The 17,582-nt window shown below is 71.4% G+C and carries 18 protein-coding genes; 12 read left to right on the plus strand and 6 right to left on the minus strand.

Annotation, left to right across the window (positions count from 1 at the left end; genetic code table 11):
- The first annotated feature begins 68 nt into the window (after positions 1-68).
- Both OG494_RS30000 and OG494_RS30005 read left to right on the plus strand, forming a co-directional pair.
- Positions 69-614 (plus strand): CGNR zinc finger domain-containing protein, encoded by a 546-nt coding sequence (locus OG494_RS30000; RefSeq protein WP_328444388.1) that lies wholly within the window; start codon positions 69-71, stop codon positions 612-614.
- Positions 615-637: 23 nt separating this feature from the next.
- A complete protein-coding gene (locus OG494_RS30005) occupies positions 638-1,045 on the plus strand; it encodes a VOC family protein (protein ID WP_328444390.1) in 408 nt (135 codons plus the stop codon).
- Positions 1,046-1,082: 37 nt separating this feature from the next.
- Here the strand turns inward: OG494_RS30005 and OG494_RS30010 are convergent, their stop codons facing one another.
- The 3 genes from OG494_RS30010 to aspS all read right to left on the minus strand — a co-directional run bounded on the left by OG494_RS30010 (position 1,083) and on the right by aspS (position 3,982).
- Entirely contained in the window at positions 1,083-1,838 is a 756-nt protein-coding gene (locus OG494_RS30010) for an SDR family NAD(P)-dependent oxidoreductase (RefSeq protein ID WP_328444392.1), read from the minus strand.
- A 64-nt stretch (positions 1,839-1,902) separates the two neighbouring features.
- On the minus strand, positions 1,903-2,736 hold the full coding sequence (locus OG494_RS30015; RefSeq protein ID WP_328444394.1) for an SCO6745 family protein: 834 nt from the start codon (positions 2,734-2,736) through the stop codon (positions 1,903-1,905).
- Between the two features lie 10 nt (positions 2,737-2,746).
- Positions 2,747-3,982: an aspartate--tRNA(Asn) ligase gene (aspS, locus tag OG494_RS30020; protein WP_328444396.1), complete on the minus strand. Its 1,236-nt coding sequence runs from the start codon at positions 3,980-3,982 to the stop codon at positions 2,747-2,749.
- A 401-nt stretch (positions 3,983-4,383) separates the two neighbouring features.
- Here aspS and OG494_RS30025 point away from each other — a divergent pair, with 401 nt between their 5' ends.
- Positions 4,384-5,247 (plus strand): SDR family NAD(P)-dependent oxidoreductase, encoded by an 864-nt coding sequence (locus tag OG494_RS30025; RefSeq protein ID WP_328444397.1) that lies wholly within the window; start codon positions 4,384-4,386, stop codon positions 5,245-5,247.
- 7 nt (positions 5,248-5,254) lie between these two features.
- Here OG494_RS30025 and OG494_RS30030 read toward each other — a convergent pair whose 3' ends face one another.
- On the minus strand, positions 5,255-6,484 hold the full coding sequence (locus tag OG494_RS30030; protein ID WP_328444398.1) for a cytochrome P450: 1,230 nt from the start codon (positions 6,482-6,484) through the stop codon (positions 5,255-5,257).
- Between the two features lie 214 nt (positions 6,485-6,698).
- Here OG494_RS30030 and OG494_RS30035 point away from each other — a divergent pair, with 214 nt between their 5' ends.
- Both OG494_RS30035 and OG494_RS30040 read left to right on the plus strand, forming a co-directional pair.
- Positions 6,699-8,267 carry a discoidin domain-containing protein gene (locus OG494_RS30035; RefSeq protein ID WP_328444399.1) on the plus strand — a complete coding sequence of 523 codons (1,569 nt, stop codon included), beginning with the start codon at positions 6,699-6,701 and terminating at the stop codon, positions 8,265-8,267.
- Between the two features lie 77 nt (positions 8,268-8,344).
- Positions 8,345-8,968: an SAM-dependent methyltransferase gene (locus OG494_RS30040; protein WP_328444400.1), complete on the plus strand. Its 624-nt coding sequence runs from the start codon at positions 8,345-8,347 to the stop codon at positions 8,966-8,968.
- A gap of 128 nt (positions 8,969-9,096) precedes the next feature.
- Here the strand turns inward: OG494_RS30040 and OG494_RS30045 are convergent, their stop codons facing one another.
- Positions 9,097-10,113, minus strand: a complete 1,017-nt coding sequence (locus OG494_RS30045; protein WP_328444401.1) for a S1 family peptidase — start codon at positions 10,111-10,113, stop codon at positions 9,097-9,099.
- A 184-nt stretch (positions 10,114-10,297) separates the two neighbouring features.
- Positions 10,298-10,588, minus strand: coding sequence for a GNAT family N-acetyltransferase (locus tag OG494_RS30050; protein ID WP_328444402.1), 291 nt, complete (start codon positions 10,586-10,588; stop codon positions 10,298-10,300).
- A 327-nt stretch (positions 10,589-10,915) separates the two neighbouring features.
- Between OG494_RS30050 and OG494_RS30055 the strand changes: the two genes are divergently transcribed.
- The 7 genes from OG494_RS30055 to OG494_RS30085 all read left to right on the plus strand — a co-directional run bounded on the left by OG494_RS30055 (position 10,916) and on the right by OG494_RS30085 (position 17,573).
- Positions 10,916-13,096, plus strand: coding sequence for a terpene synthase family protein (locus OG494_RS30055; RefSeq protein ID WP_328459062.1), 2,181 nt, complete (start codon positions 10,916-10,918; stop codon positions 13,094-13,096).
- Between the two features lies 1 nt (position 13,097).
- Positions 13,098-13,283, plus strand: coding sequence for a hypothetical protein (locus OG494_RS30060; RefSeq protein ID WP_328444403.1), 186 nt, complete (start codon positions 13,098-13,100; stop codon positions 13,281-13,283).
- Positions 13,284-13,590: 307 nt separating this feature from the next.
- Entirely contained in the window at positions 13,591-14,382 is a 792-nt protein-coding gene (locus tag OG494_RS30065; protein WP_328444405.1) for an MBL fold metallo-hydrolase, read from the plus strand.
- Positions 14,379-14,981: a DedA family protein gene (locus tag OG494_RS30070; protein ID WP_328444407.1), complete on the plus strand. Its 603-nt coding sequence runs from the start codon at positions 14,379-14,381 to the stop codon at positions 14,979-14,981. Before OG494_RS30065 ends, OG494_RS30070 begins: the two co-directional genes overlap by 4 nt.
- Complete coding sequence (locus tag OG494_RS30075; RefSeq protein ID WP_328444409.1) at positions 14,978-17,119, plus strand: phage holin family protein; 2,142 nt, start codon at positions 14,978-14,980, stop codon at positions 17,117-17,119. Before OG494_RS30070 ends, OG494_RS30075 begins: the two co-directional genes overlap by 4 nt.
- Positions 17,116-17,346 (plus strand): glutaredoxin domain-containing protein, encoded by a 231-nt coding sequence (locus tag OG494_RS30080; RefSeq protein WP_328444411.1) that lies wholly within the window; start codon positions 17,116-17,118, stop codon positions 17,344-17,346. The genes OG494_RS30075 and OG494_RS30080 overlap by 4 nt, the downstream gene beginning before the upstream one ends.
- Entirely contained in the window at positions 17,343-17,573 is a 231-nt protein-coding gene (locus OG494_RS30085; protein WP_328444413.1) for a putative acetyltransferase, read from the plus strand. Before OG494_RS30080 ends, OG494_RS30085 begins: the two co-directional genes overlap by 4 nt.
- Positions 17,574-17,582: the final 9 nt, after the last annotated feature.

The raw sequence follows: 17,582 nt of genomic DNA on the forward strand, positions 1-17,582 counted from the left end.
TTTATCCATGAGACGCGGTAGGCTGTCAACAGGTCGGGGAAACTGGAGGCCGGACTCGGGAGGCGAACGTGGTCACTGCGGCACCCGGCGAGGAGCGCTCGCTCGCGTTGGCGCTGGTCAACACCCAGCGGGTCGGCGGCGGCGGTGCTGTCGACGACCTCGAAGACCCGCTCCCCTGGCTGCACGCGCACGGCCTCCGGGTGACGTCGGTCGCCGACGTCGGCCCCCTCACGGACCTCCGCACGGCGGTCCGTGAGCTGCTCGCCGCGCTGGCCGAGGACCGGGTGCCGGACCCGGCCGCCGTCGACGCGGTGAACGCGGCCGCCCGCGCCGACGCCGCCGCGCCGCAGCTCGCCTGGGCCGCCGGGCCGCACCGGGAGTGGCACAGCACCCGGCCGGGCAGCGTCGAGGAAGCCGCGGCGACCCTGGCCCGCGACGCGATCGAGGTCGCCGGCGGTGACCTGGGCCGGCTGGTGCGCCCGTGCGAGGCCCACGGCTGCGTCCGGTTCTACTTCCGCGAGCACGCGCGCCGCCGCTGGTGCTCCACGACGTGCGGCGACCGCGTCCGCGCGGCACGCCACCAGCAGTTGCTGGTCGAGCGGCGTACCGTGTGAGCCCGCCGGCGAAGGGACGCACCATGGACTGGACGCTCGAAGTGGTCATCGTGCCGGTGTCCGACGTGGACCGGGCGAAGGCGTTCTACGCCGATCAGCTCGGCTTCGTCCTCGACCACGACATCACGCCCGCCGAAGGCGTCCGGATCGTCCAGCTGACCCCGCCGGGTTCGGGCTGCTCGATCGTGTTCGGCCGCGGCGCGGTGCCGGACATGCCGCCGGGCTCGCTCAAGGGGCTCCACCTGGTGGTCAACGACCTGCCGAAGGCCCACGCCATGCTCACCGAACGCGGCGTCGCGGTCAGCGAGATCCAGGTCCACGGCGTGGGCACCTGGGACGGCGAAGCGGACTTGAACAACGTGGGTTTCGTGCACTTCGCCGACCCCGACGGCAACGCGTGGACGGTCCAGCAGATCACCGCCCGGAACTAGCACGCACCCGCCGGCCCGGACCTGCCGCGGCTGAGCGCTAGTCGACCAAGGCGCCGCAGCTGACGTTGACCGTCGAGGCCGTCATCGACCGCGCCCGGTCCGACGCCACGAACGCCGCCACCGCGCCGACGTCGGCCAGGGTGGCCGCGCGGCCCAGCATCGTCCGGCCGGTGATGCTGTCCTCGACCACCTGGCGGGCGGCGAAGTCCGCGGGGAGCGTCTCCGGGATGCCGCCGGTCCGGAGCGTCACCGCGCGCACGCCGTGCGGGCCCAGTTCGGCGGCGAGCTGGCGGCGCATGGCCTCGAGGGCGTGGAACGCCACCTGCAGCCCGCCGACGGAGAACTCGCGCACGGGATCCCCCGCGCCGCCGAAGAACAGCAGCACGCCGGAGCGCTGCCCGACCATGTGCCGCGCCGCGGCCCGCGCGGTCAGGAAGTTCGTCCGCACGGCGGTCACGACCGGCTGCTCGTAGTCGGAAAGGGTCATGTCGATCAGCGGCGTCCCCTGCACGTCACCGTGGTTGACGAGGTTGAAGGAGACGTCGATCCCGCCCTGCGCGGCGACGGCGTCGGCGTGCTCTTCGACGGCCCGCTCGTCCAGCGCGTCGACCGACGCGGTTTCGGCCGACCCACCGGCCGCCCGGATCCGCTCGGCGACGGCGTCGAGCAGGGACAAGCCGCGGCCAGCGAGGAAAACGCGCGCGCCTTCTGCGGCGAACGCGCCGGCCACGGCGCTGCCGATCCGCCCGCCCCCGCCGTAGACGATGGCGTTCTTCCCAGCGAGCAACGTCATGAGTACCTCCGATGTCCGGGTGCGGTCACCTCCGCGTCGAACGAGCACCCCCGGAATCGACAGCTCACGGCCGCGGGACGCCCATCGGGTTCGGGACCGGGACCAGGCCCGCGTCGATCACCGCGCGGCTCAGCGGGACCGCCAGCTCCAGGACCCGGGCCAGCCCCTCCTCGCCGAGTGCCTCGACCGGGGCCGACGCCAGGCGGTCCGTGTCCTCTTCGATGCCGCGGCGCAGTGAAACACCGGCCGAAGTCAACCGACCCGACGCGTCGAGCACGCCCCGGTCCCGCAAGCGATCGACCGCCGCGGTCCAGTCCTCATCGGACCAGCCGCGGTGCGGCTGGACGTCGCCGCGGGTGAGCACGTCGTCGCCGATGTGGGTCAGCGTGGTCTCCAGTCCGGACAGGCCCGCGTGGACGGCCGACAGCACGTGGCCGTCGCCGCGGTGCTCGCGCAGGATCGTCGCTGCCAGCCAGAGCCGGCCGAGCACGCCGGACGGGCGGGGCACCGCCGACCACGCCGCCGCCAGCGGACGCCCGTCGAAGCGGCACGCGTCCACCGCCCGCTCCAGCAGCGACGCCAGCTCCGCGGCGTCGGGCACCGCCCGGCCCAACGCCTCCTCGACCGCCTCGATGCGCGTCCGGAGGACATCCGCCGGCGAGGCGAACGACCACGCGTCCGGCAGGGCCCGCGAGACCATGCCCGGCGCGAAGCCGAACAACACCGACGTCGCCGCCGCGGGACCGATCGGGCCCAGCGGCGCGAGACGGCCGGCGAAGTAGCCCATCCAGTAACCGCGCAGGCCGGCCGCCTTCGCCGCGGCCGCGGTCTCGGGCGCGAAGTACACCACGGCGTGCAGCGGCTCGACCGCGGCCCAGAGCCGGCGGGGCAGGGTCATCGCGGCCTCCTCACGGGGTCAGCCGGTGCAGGTCGCGCGGGAACAGCGTGACCTCCCGGATGTTGGCGACCCCGAGGAGCCGCGCCGTCCACCTTTCCAGGCCCAGCGCGAAACCGCCGTGGGGCGGCATGCCGTGCGCGAACACCGCCAGGTAGTCGTCATATCCGGAAACCTCGCCGCCGAGCGCCGCGACGTAGTCGGCGTGCCGGTGCAGCCGCTGACCGCCGGTCACCAGCTCCAGCCCGCGGAACAGCAGGTCGAAGCTGTTCGAGTAGGCGGGCCGCGCCGGGTCCGGGTGGGTGTAGAACGGCCGTTTCGCCATCGGGTAGCCGGTGACGAACAGGAACTCCGACCCGTGCTCGCGCACCGCCCACTCCGACAGCCACCGCTCGTCGGCGGGCGCCAGGTCGGGCTCGTCCTTCCCCAGCATCTTCTGGGCGTCGGCGAAGTGGAGCTCCGGGATCTCGGCGGGCACCTCCGGGACGGCGACGCCGAGCGACGCGACCGACCCGGCCATCCCGGCCAGCACCTCCCGCAGCACGGCCATGACGTCGTGGTGGTCCTCGATGAACCCGAGTTCGGCGTCGAGGCTGGTGTACTGCGCCAGGTGCCGCGCGGTGTCGTGCGGCTCGGCGCGAAAGACCGGGCCGACCTCGTAAACGCGCTCGAACACCCCGACCAGCGCCTGCTTGAAGAACTGCGGCGACTGCGCGAGGTAGGCGCGGCGGCCGAAGTAGTCGATGCCGAAGACGTTCGCGCCGGACTCGGTGGCCGACGAGACGATCTTCGGCGTGTGCGTCCCGGTGAACCCCAGGCCGTCCAAAGTGGACCGGAACCCGGCGACGGCGGCCGCGGACACCGCGAACCGCGCCTTCAGCAGCGGATGCCGCAGTGCGACCGGCGCGTGGTCGAGGATCGTCGGCAGCGACGCGGACACCGCCGGCCGGTAGAGGTCGAACGGCGGTGGTGCCGCCGGTTCCGACAGTGGAACCAGCGACGCCGACGTCAGCTCGACACCGCCGGGCGCGCGCGGATTCGCCGTCACGGTCGCGCGCACCTCGACCACGGTCTCTTCCGGCGGCGGCGCGACGTCGGAGCGCAGCACGACCTGCGCGGTGCCGGAGCGGTCCCGGACCACGAGGAACGTGACGGATTTCAGGCGGCGACGGCGGTGTATCCACCCGGCGACGCGGACGTGGGAACCGACGTGCCGGGGCAGGTCGGCGGTCAAAGTACGGGAGATCATCGTGGGCCCTTCGCAGGCGACGCGACCCCTTGGGAGTGCGGGCGATAAGGGAACTCGCGGTGCCACCGCACTTTCGCCACTCCCGAGGGAGCGGCCTCTCGTGGCCCGTGACGGGGGCCGGCCGGCGGGGCATTTCCTCCCCGCACTCCGGAGGGTCTTCACCGCGGGGCACGGGACCGCCTTCCCAGCTGCCGGCGGCTCTCTGGGCCCGTGCGCTCCCGGGGCTACTCGGCTCCATCAGCGCGTTGGCCGGGAGGTTAGCCCGGTCGCGGCGAAGCGCGCACCGCATTTTCGGGCGTGGCCGGCGTCACGCCACTATTGAATGAACGTTCAGTTGACAGTCCGCCGGGTAAGGCCTAGCGTCACTGTTGAATGAGTATTCAGTTAAGAGAGGACACCCCATGACCGGCAAAGTCTGGTTCGTCACCGGCTCGTCGCGCGGCCTCGGCCGGGAGATCGTCGACGCCGCCCTGGAGCGGGGCGACTCCGTCGTGGCCACCGCCCGCGACCCGCGCAGCCTCGGCGACCTGCCGGCGGACCGCGCGCTGGCCGTCGCACTCGACGTCACCGACGAAGCCGCCGCCGACCGGGCCATCGCCGCGGCCGTCGAGCGGTTCGGCCGCATCGACGTCGTTGTCAACAACGCGGGTTACGCCGACTTCGGGTCCATCGAGGACACTCCGGCGGCGCAGTTCCGCGCCCAGATCGAGACGAACCTGATGGGCGTGGTGACGGTGACCCGCGCGGCGATCCCGGTGCTGCGCGAGCAGGGTCACGGGCACATCATCCAGATCTCCACCGTCGGCGGCCGGATCGCGCCGGGCGTCGGCCTGGCCGCGTACTCGGCGGCGAAGCACGGCGTCGAAGGCTTTTCCGGGGTACTGGCCAACGAGATGAAGCCGTTCGGGGTCAAGGTGACCATCGTCGAGCCGGGCGGGTTCCGCACCGACTGGGCCGGCTCGTCGATGTCGTTCATCGAGCCGAGCGAGGCCTACCAGCCCGTGCTGAACCCGATGATCGAGCACATCCGCGGCCCGGAGCAGCTCGCCACCGGCGACCCCGCGAAGGCCGGCCGCGTGATCACCGAGCTCGCCGACCTGGCCGAGCCGCCGCTGCGGCTGCCGCTGGGGTCCGACGCGGTCATGCTGATCCGCGCCACCGACGAGGCCAAGATCGCCGAGATCGACGCGTGGGCCGAGACGTCCCGCCGCACCGACGCCGACGACGCCGCGCAGCGGGACTTCAGCAGCCTCACCCGGAACTGAACCGGAACTAGGGTTGCGTGACTGTTCCGCCCCAGGCGACCGGCAGCTCGCGGACGCCGTAGACGAGAGCGTTGTGCTTGTACGCCAACGACTCCCGTGGCACCGCGAGGCGCAGGTCCGGCACCCGGCGGAACAACCGCGTCAGCGCCTCCTGCAGTTCGACGCGCGCCAGCTGCTGGCCGATGCACTGGTGCGCGCCGAACCCGAAGGCGACGTGCGTGCGCGGCGACTCGCGGTGGAAGTCGAGCTTGTCGGCCGCCGGGAACAGCTCCTCGTCGCGGTTGGCCGAGTTCAGCGCGGCGACCAGCCACTCCCCCGCCTTCACCGCGCGGGCCCCGACCTGGACGTCTTCGGTGGCGTAGCGCAGCACCCCGAACTGCACGACCGACAGGTACCGCAGCAGCTCCTCGACCGCGCGCTCCGGTGCCGCCAGCACGACTTCGCGCTGCTGCGGGTGATCCAGCAGCACCAGGGTGCTGAGCGCGATCATGTTGGCCGTCGTCTCGTGCCCGGCCACCAGCAGGCTGAGCCCGAGCATCACCAGCTCTTCCATGGTGAGCGCGTCACCCGTCTCGCGACCGCGGGCGATCAGCCGGCTGAACAGGTCGTCCCGCGGGTTCTGCTGCTTGTCGACGAAGAGCGCGGTCAGGAACCCGGAAAGCTCTTCGTAGGCCTGCTGTCCCTGTTCACGGGTGGTGTCGGTGCTGACGAGCGTCGAGCTCTGGCGCTGGAACCGCTCGCGGTCGGCGTACGGGACGCCGAGCAGCTCGCAGATCACCAGCGACGGGATCGGCAGCGCGAAGTCCCGCACCAGATCGGCTTCGCCGGGCTTCGCGAGCATCGCGTCGAGGTGGCTCTCGACCAGCTCCTGGACGTAGGTCCGCATCGCTTCGATCCGCCGCACGGTGAACTCCGCGAGCACCATCTTGCGCAGCCGCGAATGGTCCTTGCCGTCGAGCTGGATGATCGAGCCGGGGGCGACCTCGATGTCGAGGTCACGGTCGGCGCCCGCGTTCACGTGCACCGAAGACGCGCCGCGCGAGCTCATCGTGCGGTCGGCCAGCACGGCGCGCACGTCGCTGTAGCGCGTGACCAGCCAGGCGTCCATGCCCGCCGGGCAGCGGACCTGCGACGTCGGCGCTTCTTCGCGCAACGTCGCGTAGTTCTCGGGTGGGTCGTACGGGCATCCGGCCGGTCGCGTCGTCGGGAGGGCCGGGGTGTCGGATGCTGCCGTCACGGCGGATCACGCCTCTCTGCCGGTGGTCTGGACACTTCCACCATGGAGACGTCCGGCGCCGTCGTGGGACGCCCGACCCACATCCGACCCGGATGGACCAGTCCGGACGGCGTTCGTTAGAGAACTTTACGAATGGGTCTTGACGGGCCGCCCTCGCACCGCGAACCTGGACCCACGCCGCAGTCATCGTCCGTCCAGTCCTTCCGGAGGCAGCATGACCCGGCGCGCTTCGGTGCTCGTCGCGACCCTTTTCCTCGCCCTGGCCGGCGCTCTCGCCGGTGGCACGCCGGCGAACGCGGAGACCACGCAGCCCACCTTCCTCACCTTCTACGGCTGGTGGGACAACACCCCGCCCGGCGGCGACATCGCCTACCCGCAGATCCACGACACCGCCGGCGGCAAGGGCAGTTACACCGACCCGATCACGTTCGCCACCAGCACGTCCGAGCTCAAGGCCGGCACCAAGGTCTGGGTGCCCCGGGTGAAGAAGTACTTCATCATGGAGGACGGCTGCGACGAGTGTTCCGACGACTGGAACGGCCAGGGCCCCAACGGCGGCCCGAACCTGCGCCACATCGACCTCTGGCTCGGCGGGCAGGGCGGCAGCGCCTTCGACGCGATCGACTGCGAAGACGCGCTGACGCACTACAACGCCGACAACACACCGGTCCTGGAACCGGTGGTCGTCGACCCGCCGTCGACCGAGCCGTACGACGCGACGCCGATCTTCAACACCAGCACCGGCGCGTGTTACGGCGGCGCGCAGCCGAACACCACGGTCGGCCAGTACCGCAACAACTCCACCAGCACGTGCCTCGAGGCGCCGAGCAGCGGGACCACGCTGAAGGTCGCCGCTTGCACCGGAAGCGACGCCCAGCGCTTCACCTTCCACGGCGCGTTCCTCGTGCACAACGACAAGTGCGCGGGCATCTCCGGCAGCTCGATCGTGCTGCAGACCTGCACCGGCGGCCCGGCGCAGCAGTGGTCGATCAACCCGGACGGCACCATTTCCGACATCCAGACGAGCAAGAAGTGCTTCCGCGCTTCGGGCACGGCACTCACCGCGGGCAGCTGCTCCGGTGACCAGGCCCGCTGGACGTTCACCGCGGCCGCCGGCCTCGGCGTGACGCCGTCGTCCGTTTCGGTCGCGCCGGGTGGTACGACGACAGCAACCGTCACCTCCACGGACGCGGTCACGCTGTCCGCGAGCGGCGCTCCCGCGGGCGTCACCGTGTCGTTCTCCCCGACGTCGGCGCCGGCGGGCGGCACCTCGACCGCCACGGTCACCGCCGCCGCGAACGCCGCCCCCGGCACGGCGACGATCACCATCACGGGCGGGACGAAGACCGCCTCACTGGGCGTGACCGTCACAGGTGGCGGCGGCACCGAGACACTGCTATCACAGGGCAAGACGGCCACGGCGTCGTCGACGGAGTCCTCGTCCTACCCGGCGAGCGCGGCCTTCGACGGCAACCTGACCGGCACCCGCTGGGCCAGCAAGGAGACCGCGGCGGAGTGGCTGCGGGTCGACCTCGGCGCGCCCAAGGCCGTCTCGCACGTCAAGCTGACCTGGGAGGCCGCGTACGGGAAGGCGTACAGCATCCAGACCTCGCCGGACGGCACGACCTGGACGACGATCTACAGCACCACCACCGGCAACGGCGCCACGGACGACCTGACCGGGCTCGCCGGCACCGGCCGGTACGTACGGATGAACGGCGTCACGCGCGGCACGGCGTACGGTTACTCGCTGTACGAAATGCAGGTGTACGGCACCGCCTGAGTTGCCGAACCGGCAACTGGATTTGCCTTCCCGGGGACGTTCTCCGCATGGTGGGAGGACGTCCCCGAGGAGGAACCATGGCCCACACCCACGAGCAGCCGGTGACCGTCGAGAACATGCTCAAGCAGGAGTTCTGGGAAGCGCTCTACCAGCGTGACGAGCACCGGATCTGGAGCGGGAACGTGAACCGCAACCTGGAGAGCGAGGTGACCGGGCTGAAACCCGGGCACGCCCTCGACCTCGGCAGCGGTGAAGGCGGCGACGCGATCTGGCTGGCCCAGCAGGGCTGGACCGTCGACGGCGCCGACATCTCGACCCTCGCGCTGTCCCGCGCCGAAGCCGCGGCCAAGGAGCAGGGTGTCGAGGTCCGCTGGCTGCACCGGGACATCCTCGACTGGCAGCCCGAGGAGACCTACGACCTGATCTCCGCGCAGTACATGCACCTGCCGCCGGAGCTGCGCAAGAACGTGTTCACCGCGGCCGCCGCGGCGATCCGGCCCGGCGGCTCGCTGCTGATCGTCGGGCACTCGCCGAAGGCGATGCGGGAGTTCGACGGCGAGGCGCCGCCGCAGGAGCTGTTCTTCGAGCCGGAGGAGATCACGAACTACCTGGGTGACGCCCGGGAGTGGGTCGTCGAGACGTGCGAGACGCGTGGCGAGGGCCACCACACCGACGCCGTCTACCGCGCGAAGCGCCGCTGAATTCTTGAGCGACTCCAAAAGCGCATCTTTCCTAGCGAAAGTGACGCCTTGGGAAAGCCGCGAGGGCCCCTTCACGCGCCCTCGACGCGTGTGAAGAGGCCCTCGCGGGTGTTCCACCGGAGTGTGGATCAGGCGAGCTCGAGGCCGTAGTTCTGGAGCTCCAGGGTGAGCGGGTAGAAGTAGCTGGTCACGGTGTCGCCGCCGGACAGCGTGCCGAGGCCCTTCGAGCCGTCGTACGCCGGGCCGCCCGAGTCACCGTGGTCGGTGTGCGCGGTGGTGCCGAACTCGTGGTTCAGGACGCCGACGTCGAAGTTGACCGACTCGTCGACCGAGGTGACCTCACCGCTGCCGCCGCCAGTGGTCGAGCCCTGCTTCTCCATCTGCTCGCCGACCGTCGGCGCCGCCGCGCTGGTGATCGCCTGGCCGGTGTTGATCTCGCTCGGGCCGGTGCCGTTCGGGCGGGTCAGCAGGCCGGAGTCGGCGTCGGGGCAGTCGCTCTCGACGACCGTGGCGCCGGAGACGTCACCGCCGGCCCAGGTGCCGCCGAGGTTGGTGCAGTGGCCCGCGGTGAGCAGGAAGGGCTCCCCGCCGCGCGTCACGTTGAAGCCGAGCGAGCAGCGGCCCTGGTCGTTCTGGATCGCGTCACCGTCGGCGATGTGCAGTTCGAGCTTGCCGGTGCGGTGCTCGACCCGGACGCTGTCGCCGTACTTCGCGGCGGCCGCGGCGACCTTGTCGGCGCTCTCCTTGCTGGCCGAGTCGTAGATCTTCACGACGACCTGGTTGGTCTTGGTGTCGATGCCCCACGCGGTCTGCGGGACGTTCTTCACAGCGTCCAGCGAGTTCTTGACGCCGGTCAGCGCGGCGAAGGTGTGCGCGACCTTCTTCGCGGTCAGGCCGGCGGCCTGCACCTTCTGCACGGACGCGTCGTCGGTGACGTTGACGACCGCCTTGCCGTTCTCCAGGTAGATGCCACCGGAGGTGGCGCCGAGCGAGTCCGCCACCTGGGTGGCGTTGCTGACGGCGTTGGCCTGCATCTCGGAGAAGGCCAGTGGGGACGCAGTGGCCGCCGACGCGCACACGCCGGACGTCAGCGCTGCGGCCGACAACACGGCGAAGGTCTTGAGAGCGGTCTTCCGGGGAGTCATCAACTTCCTCCAGTTTGCCGGTTCGAAGCCTGCGCCGGTCACTTTCGTTGCCGAGCAACCAACGCACTACCGACTAAGGTTGGTTAATAACCAGCAGAACCGGACATACCTCGCACTCGAGACTCGCCGCCTCCGTGTCACTACTGCGTTCGGCGTAACAAACGCCTGGTGTAGTCCCTTCGGCTCAAGACCCGGACGGCCAACGGACGTGCGCCTCGTAGTCCGGGTGCTTCCGGAGATACCCGGCGATGAACGGGCAGACCGGCACGATCGTCCCGCCCTTCGCGACGACGTCGTCGAGCGCGCCCGCCGCCAGCACCTTGCCCAGGCCCTGCCCGGCGAAGGCGTCGTCGATCTCCGTGTGGGTGAACACGGTCAGGTCGCCCCGCTGGTCATACGCCGCGAAGCCGGCCAGCTTCTCGTCCGACCAGACCTCGTAACGGCTCTCCGCGGGGTTGTCGATCACCTTGTTCATCTGGACTCCATTCTCTCTGCGGCGTGAACGCCGGACGGCCGCCGGAGCTTCCCCCATCGTGCGACGCCGACCCGTCCACCGCTGCCCCCGCGTCGAAGGCCACTGGGCCGCCCGGGGGACAGCGGCTTCCCGTTCGTGTGCAACCCGGCCACATCCCTTGGCCTGCCCGGCCGCTTTTGGTTGCCTCACTGGAGTATGCGGGGCTTCGCCCCGAGCCGGGGACTCCGCCACCCGGACCCCCGAAGTCAGTGGCGGAAACCGCCAGCGCCGCAACGGAAAGGCCCAACCCGCGTGCCGCAGCAGCCGTTCGTCCTCCCCGAGTTCTACATGCCCTACCCGGCGCGGCTGAACCCGCACCTCGAGGGCGCCCGCGAGCACAGCAAGGCCTGGGCCTACGCGATGGACATGATCGACGTCCCGCAGCACGGCACGGTGATCTGGAACGAGCACGACCTCGACTCCCACGACTACGCGCTGCTCTGCGCCTACACCCACCCGGACGCCGGCGCCGAAGAGCTCGACCTGATCACCGACTGGTACGTCTGGGTCTTCTACTTCGACGACCACTTCCTCGAGCTGTACAAGCGCACCGGCGACATCGACAGCGCGCGCGGCTACCTCGACCGGCTGAACCTGTTCATGCCCGCCGAAGGCGCGATCACCGACACCCCGGAGAACCCGGTCGAGCGCGGCCTCACCGACCTCTGGAACCGGACGATCCCGCACCGCTCCGCAGGCTGGCGGCGCCGCTTCATCGAGAGCACGAAAGCGCTGCTCGAAGAGTCGCTGTGGGAACTGGCCAACATCAACGAAGGCCGGCTCTCCAACCCGATCGAGTACATCGAGATGCGCCGGAAGGTCGGCGGCGCGCCGTGGTCGGCCAACCTCGTCGAGCATTCGGTGCACGCCGAGGTGCCGGACGTGATCGCCGCGTCCCGGCCGATGGAGGTGCTGCGCGACTGCTTCGCCGACGGCGTCCACCTGCGCAACGACCTGTTCTCCTACCAGCGCGAGGTCGAGGACGAAGGCGAGCTGTCCAACGGCGTCCTCGTGTTCGAGAAGTTCCTCGGGCTGACGACGCAGCAGGCGGCCGACGCCGTCAACGACCTGATCACCTCCCGGCTGCACCAGTTCGAGCACACCGCGCTGACCGAGGTCCCGGGGCTGTTCGACGAGCACGCCGTCGACCCGGCGGCGCGGCTGGCGACGTTCGCCTACGTCAAGGGCCTGCAGGACTGGCAGTCCGGCGGGCACGAGTGGCACCTGCGCTCGAGCCGCTACATGAACGAAGGCGCGCTGGAAACGCGTGGCGGACCGGAACTGGGCACCGCCACCGGGCTGGGGACGTCGGCCGCGCGCATCTTCTCGTCCGTGCTCGCGACCGCGCCGCAACGGCTGCGGTCGTACTCGAGCACGCCGTTCCGCGCGGTCGAGATCGAGCGGCCACCGGTCGAGCTGCCGTTCCCGCTGCGGCTGAGCCCGCACCTGGACGCGTGCCGCGTCCGCAACGTCGACTGGGCGCGGCGGATGGGCTTCCTCGACGGCGTGGTGTGGGACGAGCGGAAGCTGCGCGCCACCGACCTCCCGCTGTGCGCGGCGGGCATCCACCCGGACGCCGCCGCCGACCAGCTCGACGTCACCAGCGACTGGCTGACCTGGGGCACGTTCGCCGACGACTATTACCCGATCGTGTTCGGCGCGACCCGCGACCTCGCCGGCGCGAAGGCGTGCAACGCGCGGCTGTCGCTGTTCATGCCGGTGGACGGCGAACCCACGCCGGCGCCGACGAACGCGCTGGAGCTCGGGCTGGCCGACGTCTGGCCGCGCACCACCGCCGGGATGTCGCCGGAAAACCGCCGCACGGTGCGGAAAGCCGTCGACTCGATGACGTCGAGCTGGCTGTGGGAGCTGGTGAACCAGGCCCAGAATCGCATCCCGGACCCGATCGACTACGTCGAGATGCGGCGCCGGACGTTCGGCTCGGACCTCACGATGAGTCTCTCGCGCTTCTCGCACGGCCGCGCGGTGCCGCCGGAGCTGTACCGCACGCGCCCGGTCCAGGCGATCGAGCACGCGGCGACCGACTTCGCGTGCCTGGTCAACGACGTCTTCTCCTACCGCAAGGAGATCCAGTACGAGGGCGAGCTGCACAACGCGGTGCTGGTCGTGCAGAACTTCCTGGACTGCTCCGAGGAGCGCGCGTTCGGCGTCGTCGAGGACCTGATGAAGGCCCGGCTGGCCGAATTCAAGCACGCGGCGGCGATCGAGCTGCCGGCGTTGTTCCGCGACTACGGCATCGACCCGGACGTCCAGGAGATGCTGCTGGAGTACGTCGAGGAGTTCCGCGACTGGATGGCGGGCATCGTCAACTGGCACGAGAACGTGGGCCGCTACACGGAGAAGGAGCTGAACTACCACCCGATGGCGGCGTCGGCGTCCCTGTTCGGCCCGACGGGCATCGGCACGTCGTCGCTGCGCATCTCGTCCCTGCTCCCCAGCGGGCGGTGACGTGCTGGGCTCCCCGACGACGAAGCAGCGCGAAATCGCCCGCCTGCTGCGCGCGGTCGGCATGCACCACGAGGCCGAGCAAGCGCTGCGCACGGACCTCCGGGCCCGCTTCCGCCGCGGCCGAAGACGCCTGAGAGTCCGGTCGATCCGCTGGTCCCGAAGGCTCCGCCGCCGCGTCCGGGCCTAACCCACCACCTCGCGTGACTACCGAGCCAACTCACGTGACTGCGAGGCCAACTCGCGTGATTGCGGAGTCGACTCGCGTGATTGGAGGGTCGACACGGCGCGCAGGCTCCCGCGTCGCCGTGTCGACCCTCTGATCACGCGAGTCGACCCTCCAGGCACGCGAGTCGACCCTCCAGGCACGCGGGTTGGCACTTCGGGCACGCGAGTCGGCGTTCTGATCACGTGCGCCGGCGTTCGGATCGCGCCGGGGGCGTCGTTCGTGCCACTCCGCCGGGCATTTGCCCGGCGAGAAGGTGATACTCAAGGGCGTGAGCGGCTTCAACCTGCGTTTCCTCGGCCATTCGACCGTCCGGCTCGAACTCGGTGACCGGGTCGTCCTCACCGATCCCGTGCTCACCGCCCGGGTCGGCGGGCTGACCCGGGTCGTCCCGCCGCCCCCGCCGGACGCGTACGCCGGCGTCGATCTCGTGCTGCTGTCGCACCTGCACGGTGACCACCTGCACGTGCCGTCGCTGAAGCTCGTCGGCCGGCGGACCCGGATCGTCGTCCCGCGCGGAGCCGGGAGCTGGCTGGCCAAGAAGGGCTTCACCGCCGTCGAGGAGATCGCGCCCGGCGAGACGCTCACCGACGGCGGGCTCACCGTCACCGCGACCGAGGCCGTCCACTCCGGACACCGCTGGGGCCCGCGCCTCACCCACGGCCCGCAGAGCCCGGCCGTCGGCCACCTCATCGACGGCGCCGGGCTCCGGGTCTACAACGCCGGCGACACCGACCTCTTCGACGCCATGGCCGGCTTCGGCCCGGTCGACGTCGCGCTCCTGCCCGTCTGGGGCTGGGGCCCGAACCTCGGCCCCGGTCACCTGAACCCGGCCCGCGCCGCCGAGGCCGCCGGGCTGCTGCGGGCCCGCGCGGTCGTGCCGGTGCACTGGGGCACGCTCGCCGTCCCCGGGATCCGGCGCACCGCGCGGATGCGGCGGCTGCTCGCCGATCCGCCGCGGGAGTTCGCGGCCCACGTGGCCGCCGCGAGGGTCGCCACCGACGTCCTGTTCACCGAGCCCGGCGCCGACGTCGTGCTCCCGGCCTCGACGGACCGCGCGTGAGCTGGACCGACCCGGCCGCCCTCGGGTACCCGGCGCTGTTCGGCGGCGTGCTGCTCGGCTCGATCATCCCGATCGTGCCGACCGGCGCGGTGGTCGGCGCCGCGGCCGCCGTCGCCACCACCACCGACCACCTGTCGCTGCCGCTGGTGATCGTCCTGGCCACGCTCGGCGCGTACGTCGGTGACGTCATCACCTTCGGCGTCCCGCGCCTGGGCAGCGAAGCCGCGTTCCGCTGGATCAGCCGCCGCCAGCCCGCCGAACGCCTCGAAAAGGCGCGCGGCCAGTTCGCCCGCCGCGGCTGGCAGATCGTCGTGATCGGCCGGCTCGTCCCGGCCGGCCGGATCCCGGTGCTGCTCGCGGCCGCCGCGCTGAGCTACCCGTGGCGGCGCCTGCTGCCCGCCGCGCTCGTCGCGTGCGTGCTCTGGGCGGTCGCCTACAGCTTGCTCGGCATCGTCAGCGGGGGCATCTTCGATTCACCGCTCATCGCGACGCTGCTGGCGACGGTGCTGGTCCTGCTGGTCACCGTGCTGCTGAACCTGATCGCCCGCTGGCGGCGTGCCAAATCCGAGGCGAAAGAGAAGACGGGAGACCGAGCTTGACGACGACCGCGCCGAAGGGCCGGCTGCTGCGGGGCGGCCGGGCCGTCGCCCGCGTCCTGCTGGTGTGGGCGGCGGTGACCGGCGCGCTGCGCCTGCTCGACGTGCTGCTCTCCGGCTTCCGGATGACGCACTGGTGGCAGCCGACGGTGTGCGCGCTGCTGCTGGGACTGCTGGTGGCGTTCGTCTGGCCGCTGGTCATGCGGATCGCCTACCCGCTCGCGTTCGTCACCTTCGGCCTCTTCGGCTTCCTGCTGCTCGGCGCGGGCACGCTCGCCGTGTTCAAGACCGTGCCCGGCGTCGAGATCCTCGGCTTCCGGACGGCGGTGATCGTCACCGTGGCGATGGCCGGCGTCGGCGCGCTCATCTCCAGTCTCCTGGCCATCGACGAGGACGAGATCTTCTTCCGCCGCGCGAATCGCCGCCGTCGCCGGCACGCCGCCGAGCCCGCCGACGCCGAACAGCCGCCCGGTGTGGTGTTCCTGCAGATCGACGGACTCGGCTACGACACCGTCCGCCGCGCGATCCGCGACGGCGACATGCCGACGTTCGCCGCGTGGCTCGCCGAGGACAGCCACACGCTGACGCAGTGGCACACCGACTGGAGCTCCCAGACCGGCGCGAGCGTCTGCGGCATCCTGCACGGCTCCAACCACGACATCCTCGGGTTCCGCTGGTACGAAAAGGATCGCGACCACGTGATGGCGTGCGCGCACCCGACCGACGCGGCCGAGATCGAACGGCGCCACTCCGACGGCCGCGGCCTCCTCTCCGGCGACGGCGCGAGCCGCGGCAACCTGTTCTCCGGCGACGCCGACCACGTCAGCCTCACCATGAGCTCGATCCCCGTGCTGGTCCCGAAAGGCCTGCGCCACCGGCACCGCGACCGCCTCGGCGCGGGCTACTACGCCTACTTCGCGAACCCGGTCAACGCGCTGCGGACGTTCGTCGTCGCGCTCGCCGACGTCTTCCGCGAGATCAGCGCGTCGGTCCGCCAGCGCCGCGCCGGCGTCGTGCCGCGCATCCCGCGCGGCGGCTGGTACCCGCTGGCCCGGCCGGGCACGACGGTGATCGCGCGTGACGTCGTCGTCTCGGCGATCCTCGGCGACATGCTGGCCGGACGCCCGGTCGTCTACGCCGACTTCCTCGGCTACGACGAGGTCGCGCACCACTCCGGCATCGAGCGGTTCGACACGCTGTCGGTGCTGCGCTCGATCGACCAGCAGATCGCCCGGCTGCACCGGGCGAGCCGGCTGGCGCCGCGCCGCTACCACGTCGTCGCGCTGTCGGACCACGGCCAAACCCAGGGCCAGGCGTTCTCGCAGCGCTTCGGCGAGACGATCGAGGCGTACGTCGGCCGGCTGTGCGGCGGCTCGCCGTCGCCAGCTTCGGGCAAGCGCCGCCAGGCCGAGAGCTGGCAGATCAACGCCGCGCTCGCGGAGGCCACGAAGAGCGGCGGCCTGATCGCGCGCCGGCTGCGAGGCCGCGTCGAGAACGCCGAGGGCGGCGAGGACCGGCCGCGCACGGAGTCCGGCTCCCCCGGCGCGGTCACCCGCGTGGCGCCCGGCGTCGTCGCGGTCGTGTCCGGGCACACCGCGATGGTGTCGTTCACCGAGCACGAGGGCCGCGTCGAGCTGGAGACGATCGAGCGCGAGTTCCCCGACCTGCTGCCGTCGCTGGTGGACCACCCCGGCGTCGGGTTCCTGCTGGTGCGCAGCCGCGAGTTCGGCCCGGTGGTGCTGGGCCGCGACGGCTTGCACCGGCTCGCGACCGGCGTCGTCATCGGCGAGGACCCGCTGCTGCGCTACGGCCCGCACGCCGCGGACCTGGTGCGGCGCGTCGACACGTTCCCGCACTGCGCCGACGTGATGATCAACAGCAACTACGACCCGGAGACGGACCAGTCGTCGCCGTTCGAGACGCACGTCGGCTCGCACGGCGGCCTCGGCGGCCCGCAGCAGCGCGGTTTTGTCGTGCACCCACGGGAATTCCCGCCGCCCGGGGACGTCGTCGGCGCGGAAGCGCTGCACCGGGTGTTCCGCGGCTGGCTGACCCACCTGGGCCACCCCTCGCCCGCTCCCGCTCCCGCCCCGGCCCCGGCTTCGGCCGAAACCCCTGTCGCTTCGGAGGTCTCTTCGTGAAACTGACGGTCTACGGTGCTTCCTGGTGCCCGGATGTCAAGCGCAGCCGCGCGTTGCTCGACCGCGAAGGCGTCGAGTACTCCTATGTGGACGTCGAGGCGGACGCGGCCGCCGAGACGCGGGTCCGCGCCCTGCAGGACGGCGAGCGCCGGATTCCCACCATCGTCTGGGACGACGGCACCTTCCTGGTCGAGCCGTCCGACGAGGAGCTGAGCTCACGGTTATGAAACTGCTGCGAGAGTTGCCGATCGGCACGCGAGTCGTGGTGCGGTACCGGATCGAGGGCGGTTTCACCGACGCGCTCGGCCTGCTGGTGGCCCGCGACGAGTCGACGTGCACGGTGGAAACCCGCCGCGGCCCGGTCGTAGTGGACTTCGACGCCGTCGCCCTGGCCAAGCCGGTGCCGCCGGCGCCGGTCCGGAAATCGGCTGGCGGTCCCCCGGCGTCCCTGTGACGATCGGGC

Source organism: Amycolatopsis sp. NBC_00438 (assembly GCF_036026695.1).
Taxonomy (GTDB): domain Bacteria; phylum Actinomycetota; class Actinomycetes; order Mycobacteriales; family Pseudonocardiaceae; genus Amycolatopsis.

Excerpts from the sequence above, each read along its gene's own strand:
- OG494_RS30005 (WP_328444390.1), top strand. The coding sequence starts at position 638 with ATGGACTGGACGCTCGAAGTGGTCATCGTGCCGGTGTCCGACGTGGAC.
- OG494_RS30010 (WP_328444392.1), bottom strand. The coding sequence starts at position 1,838 with ATGACGTTGCTCGCTGGGAAGAACGCCATCGTCTACGGCGGGGGCGGG.
- OG494_RS30015 (WP_328444394.1), bottom strand. The coding sequence starts at position 2,736 with ATGACCCTGCCCCGCCGGCTCTGGGCCGCGGTCGAGCCGCTGCACGCC.
- aspS (WP_328444396.1), bottom strand. The coding sequence starts at position 3,982 with ATGATCTCCCGTACTTTGACCGCCGACCTGCCCCGGCACGTCGGTTCC.
- OG494_RS30025 (WP_328444397.1), top strand. The coding sequence starts at position 4,384 with ATGACCGGCAAAGTCTGGTTCGTCACCGGCTCGTCGCGCGGCCTCGGC.
- OG494_RS30035 (WP_328444399.1), top strand. The coding sequence starts at position 6,699 with ATGACCCGGCGCGCTTCGGTGCTCGTCGCGACCCTTTTCCTCGCCCTG.
- OG494_RS30040 (WP_328444400.1), top strand. The coding sequence starts at position 8,345 with ATGGCCCACACCCACGAGCAGCCGGTGACCGTCGAGAACATGCTCAAG.
- OG494_RS30045 (WP_328444401.1), bottom strand. The coding sequence starts at position 10,113 with ATGACTCCCCGGAAGACCGCTCTCAAGACCTTCGCCGTGTTGTCGGCC.
- OG494_RS30050 (WP_328444402.1), bottom strand. The coding sequence starts at position 10,588 with ATGAACAAGGTGATCGACAACCCCGCGGAGAGCCGTTACGAGGTCTGG.
- OG494_RS30055 (WP_328459062.1), top strand. The coding sequence starts at position 10,916 with ATGCCCTACCCGGCGCGGCTGAACCCGCACCTCGAGGGCGCCCGCGAG.
- OG494_RS30085 (WP_328444413.1), top strand. The coding sequence starts at position 17,343 with ATGAAACTGCTGCGAGAGTTGCCGATCGGCACGCGAGTCGTGGTGCGG.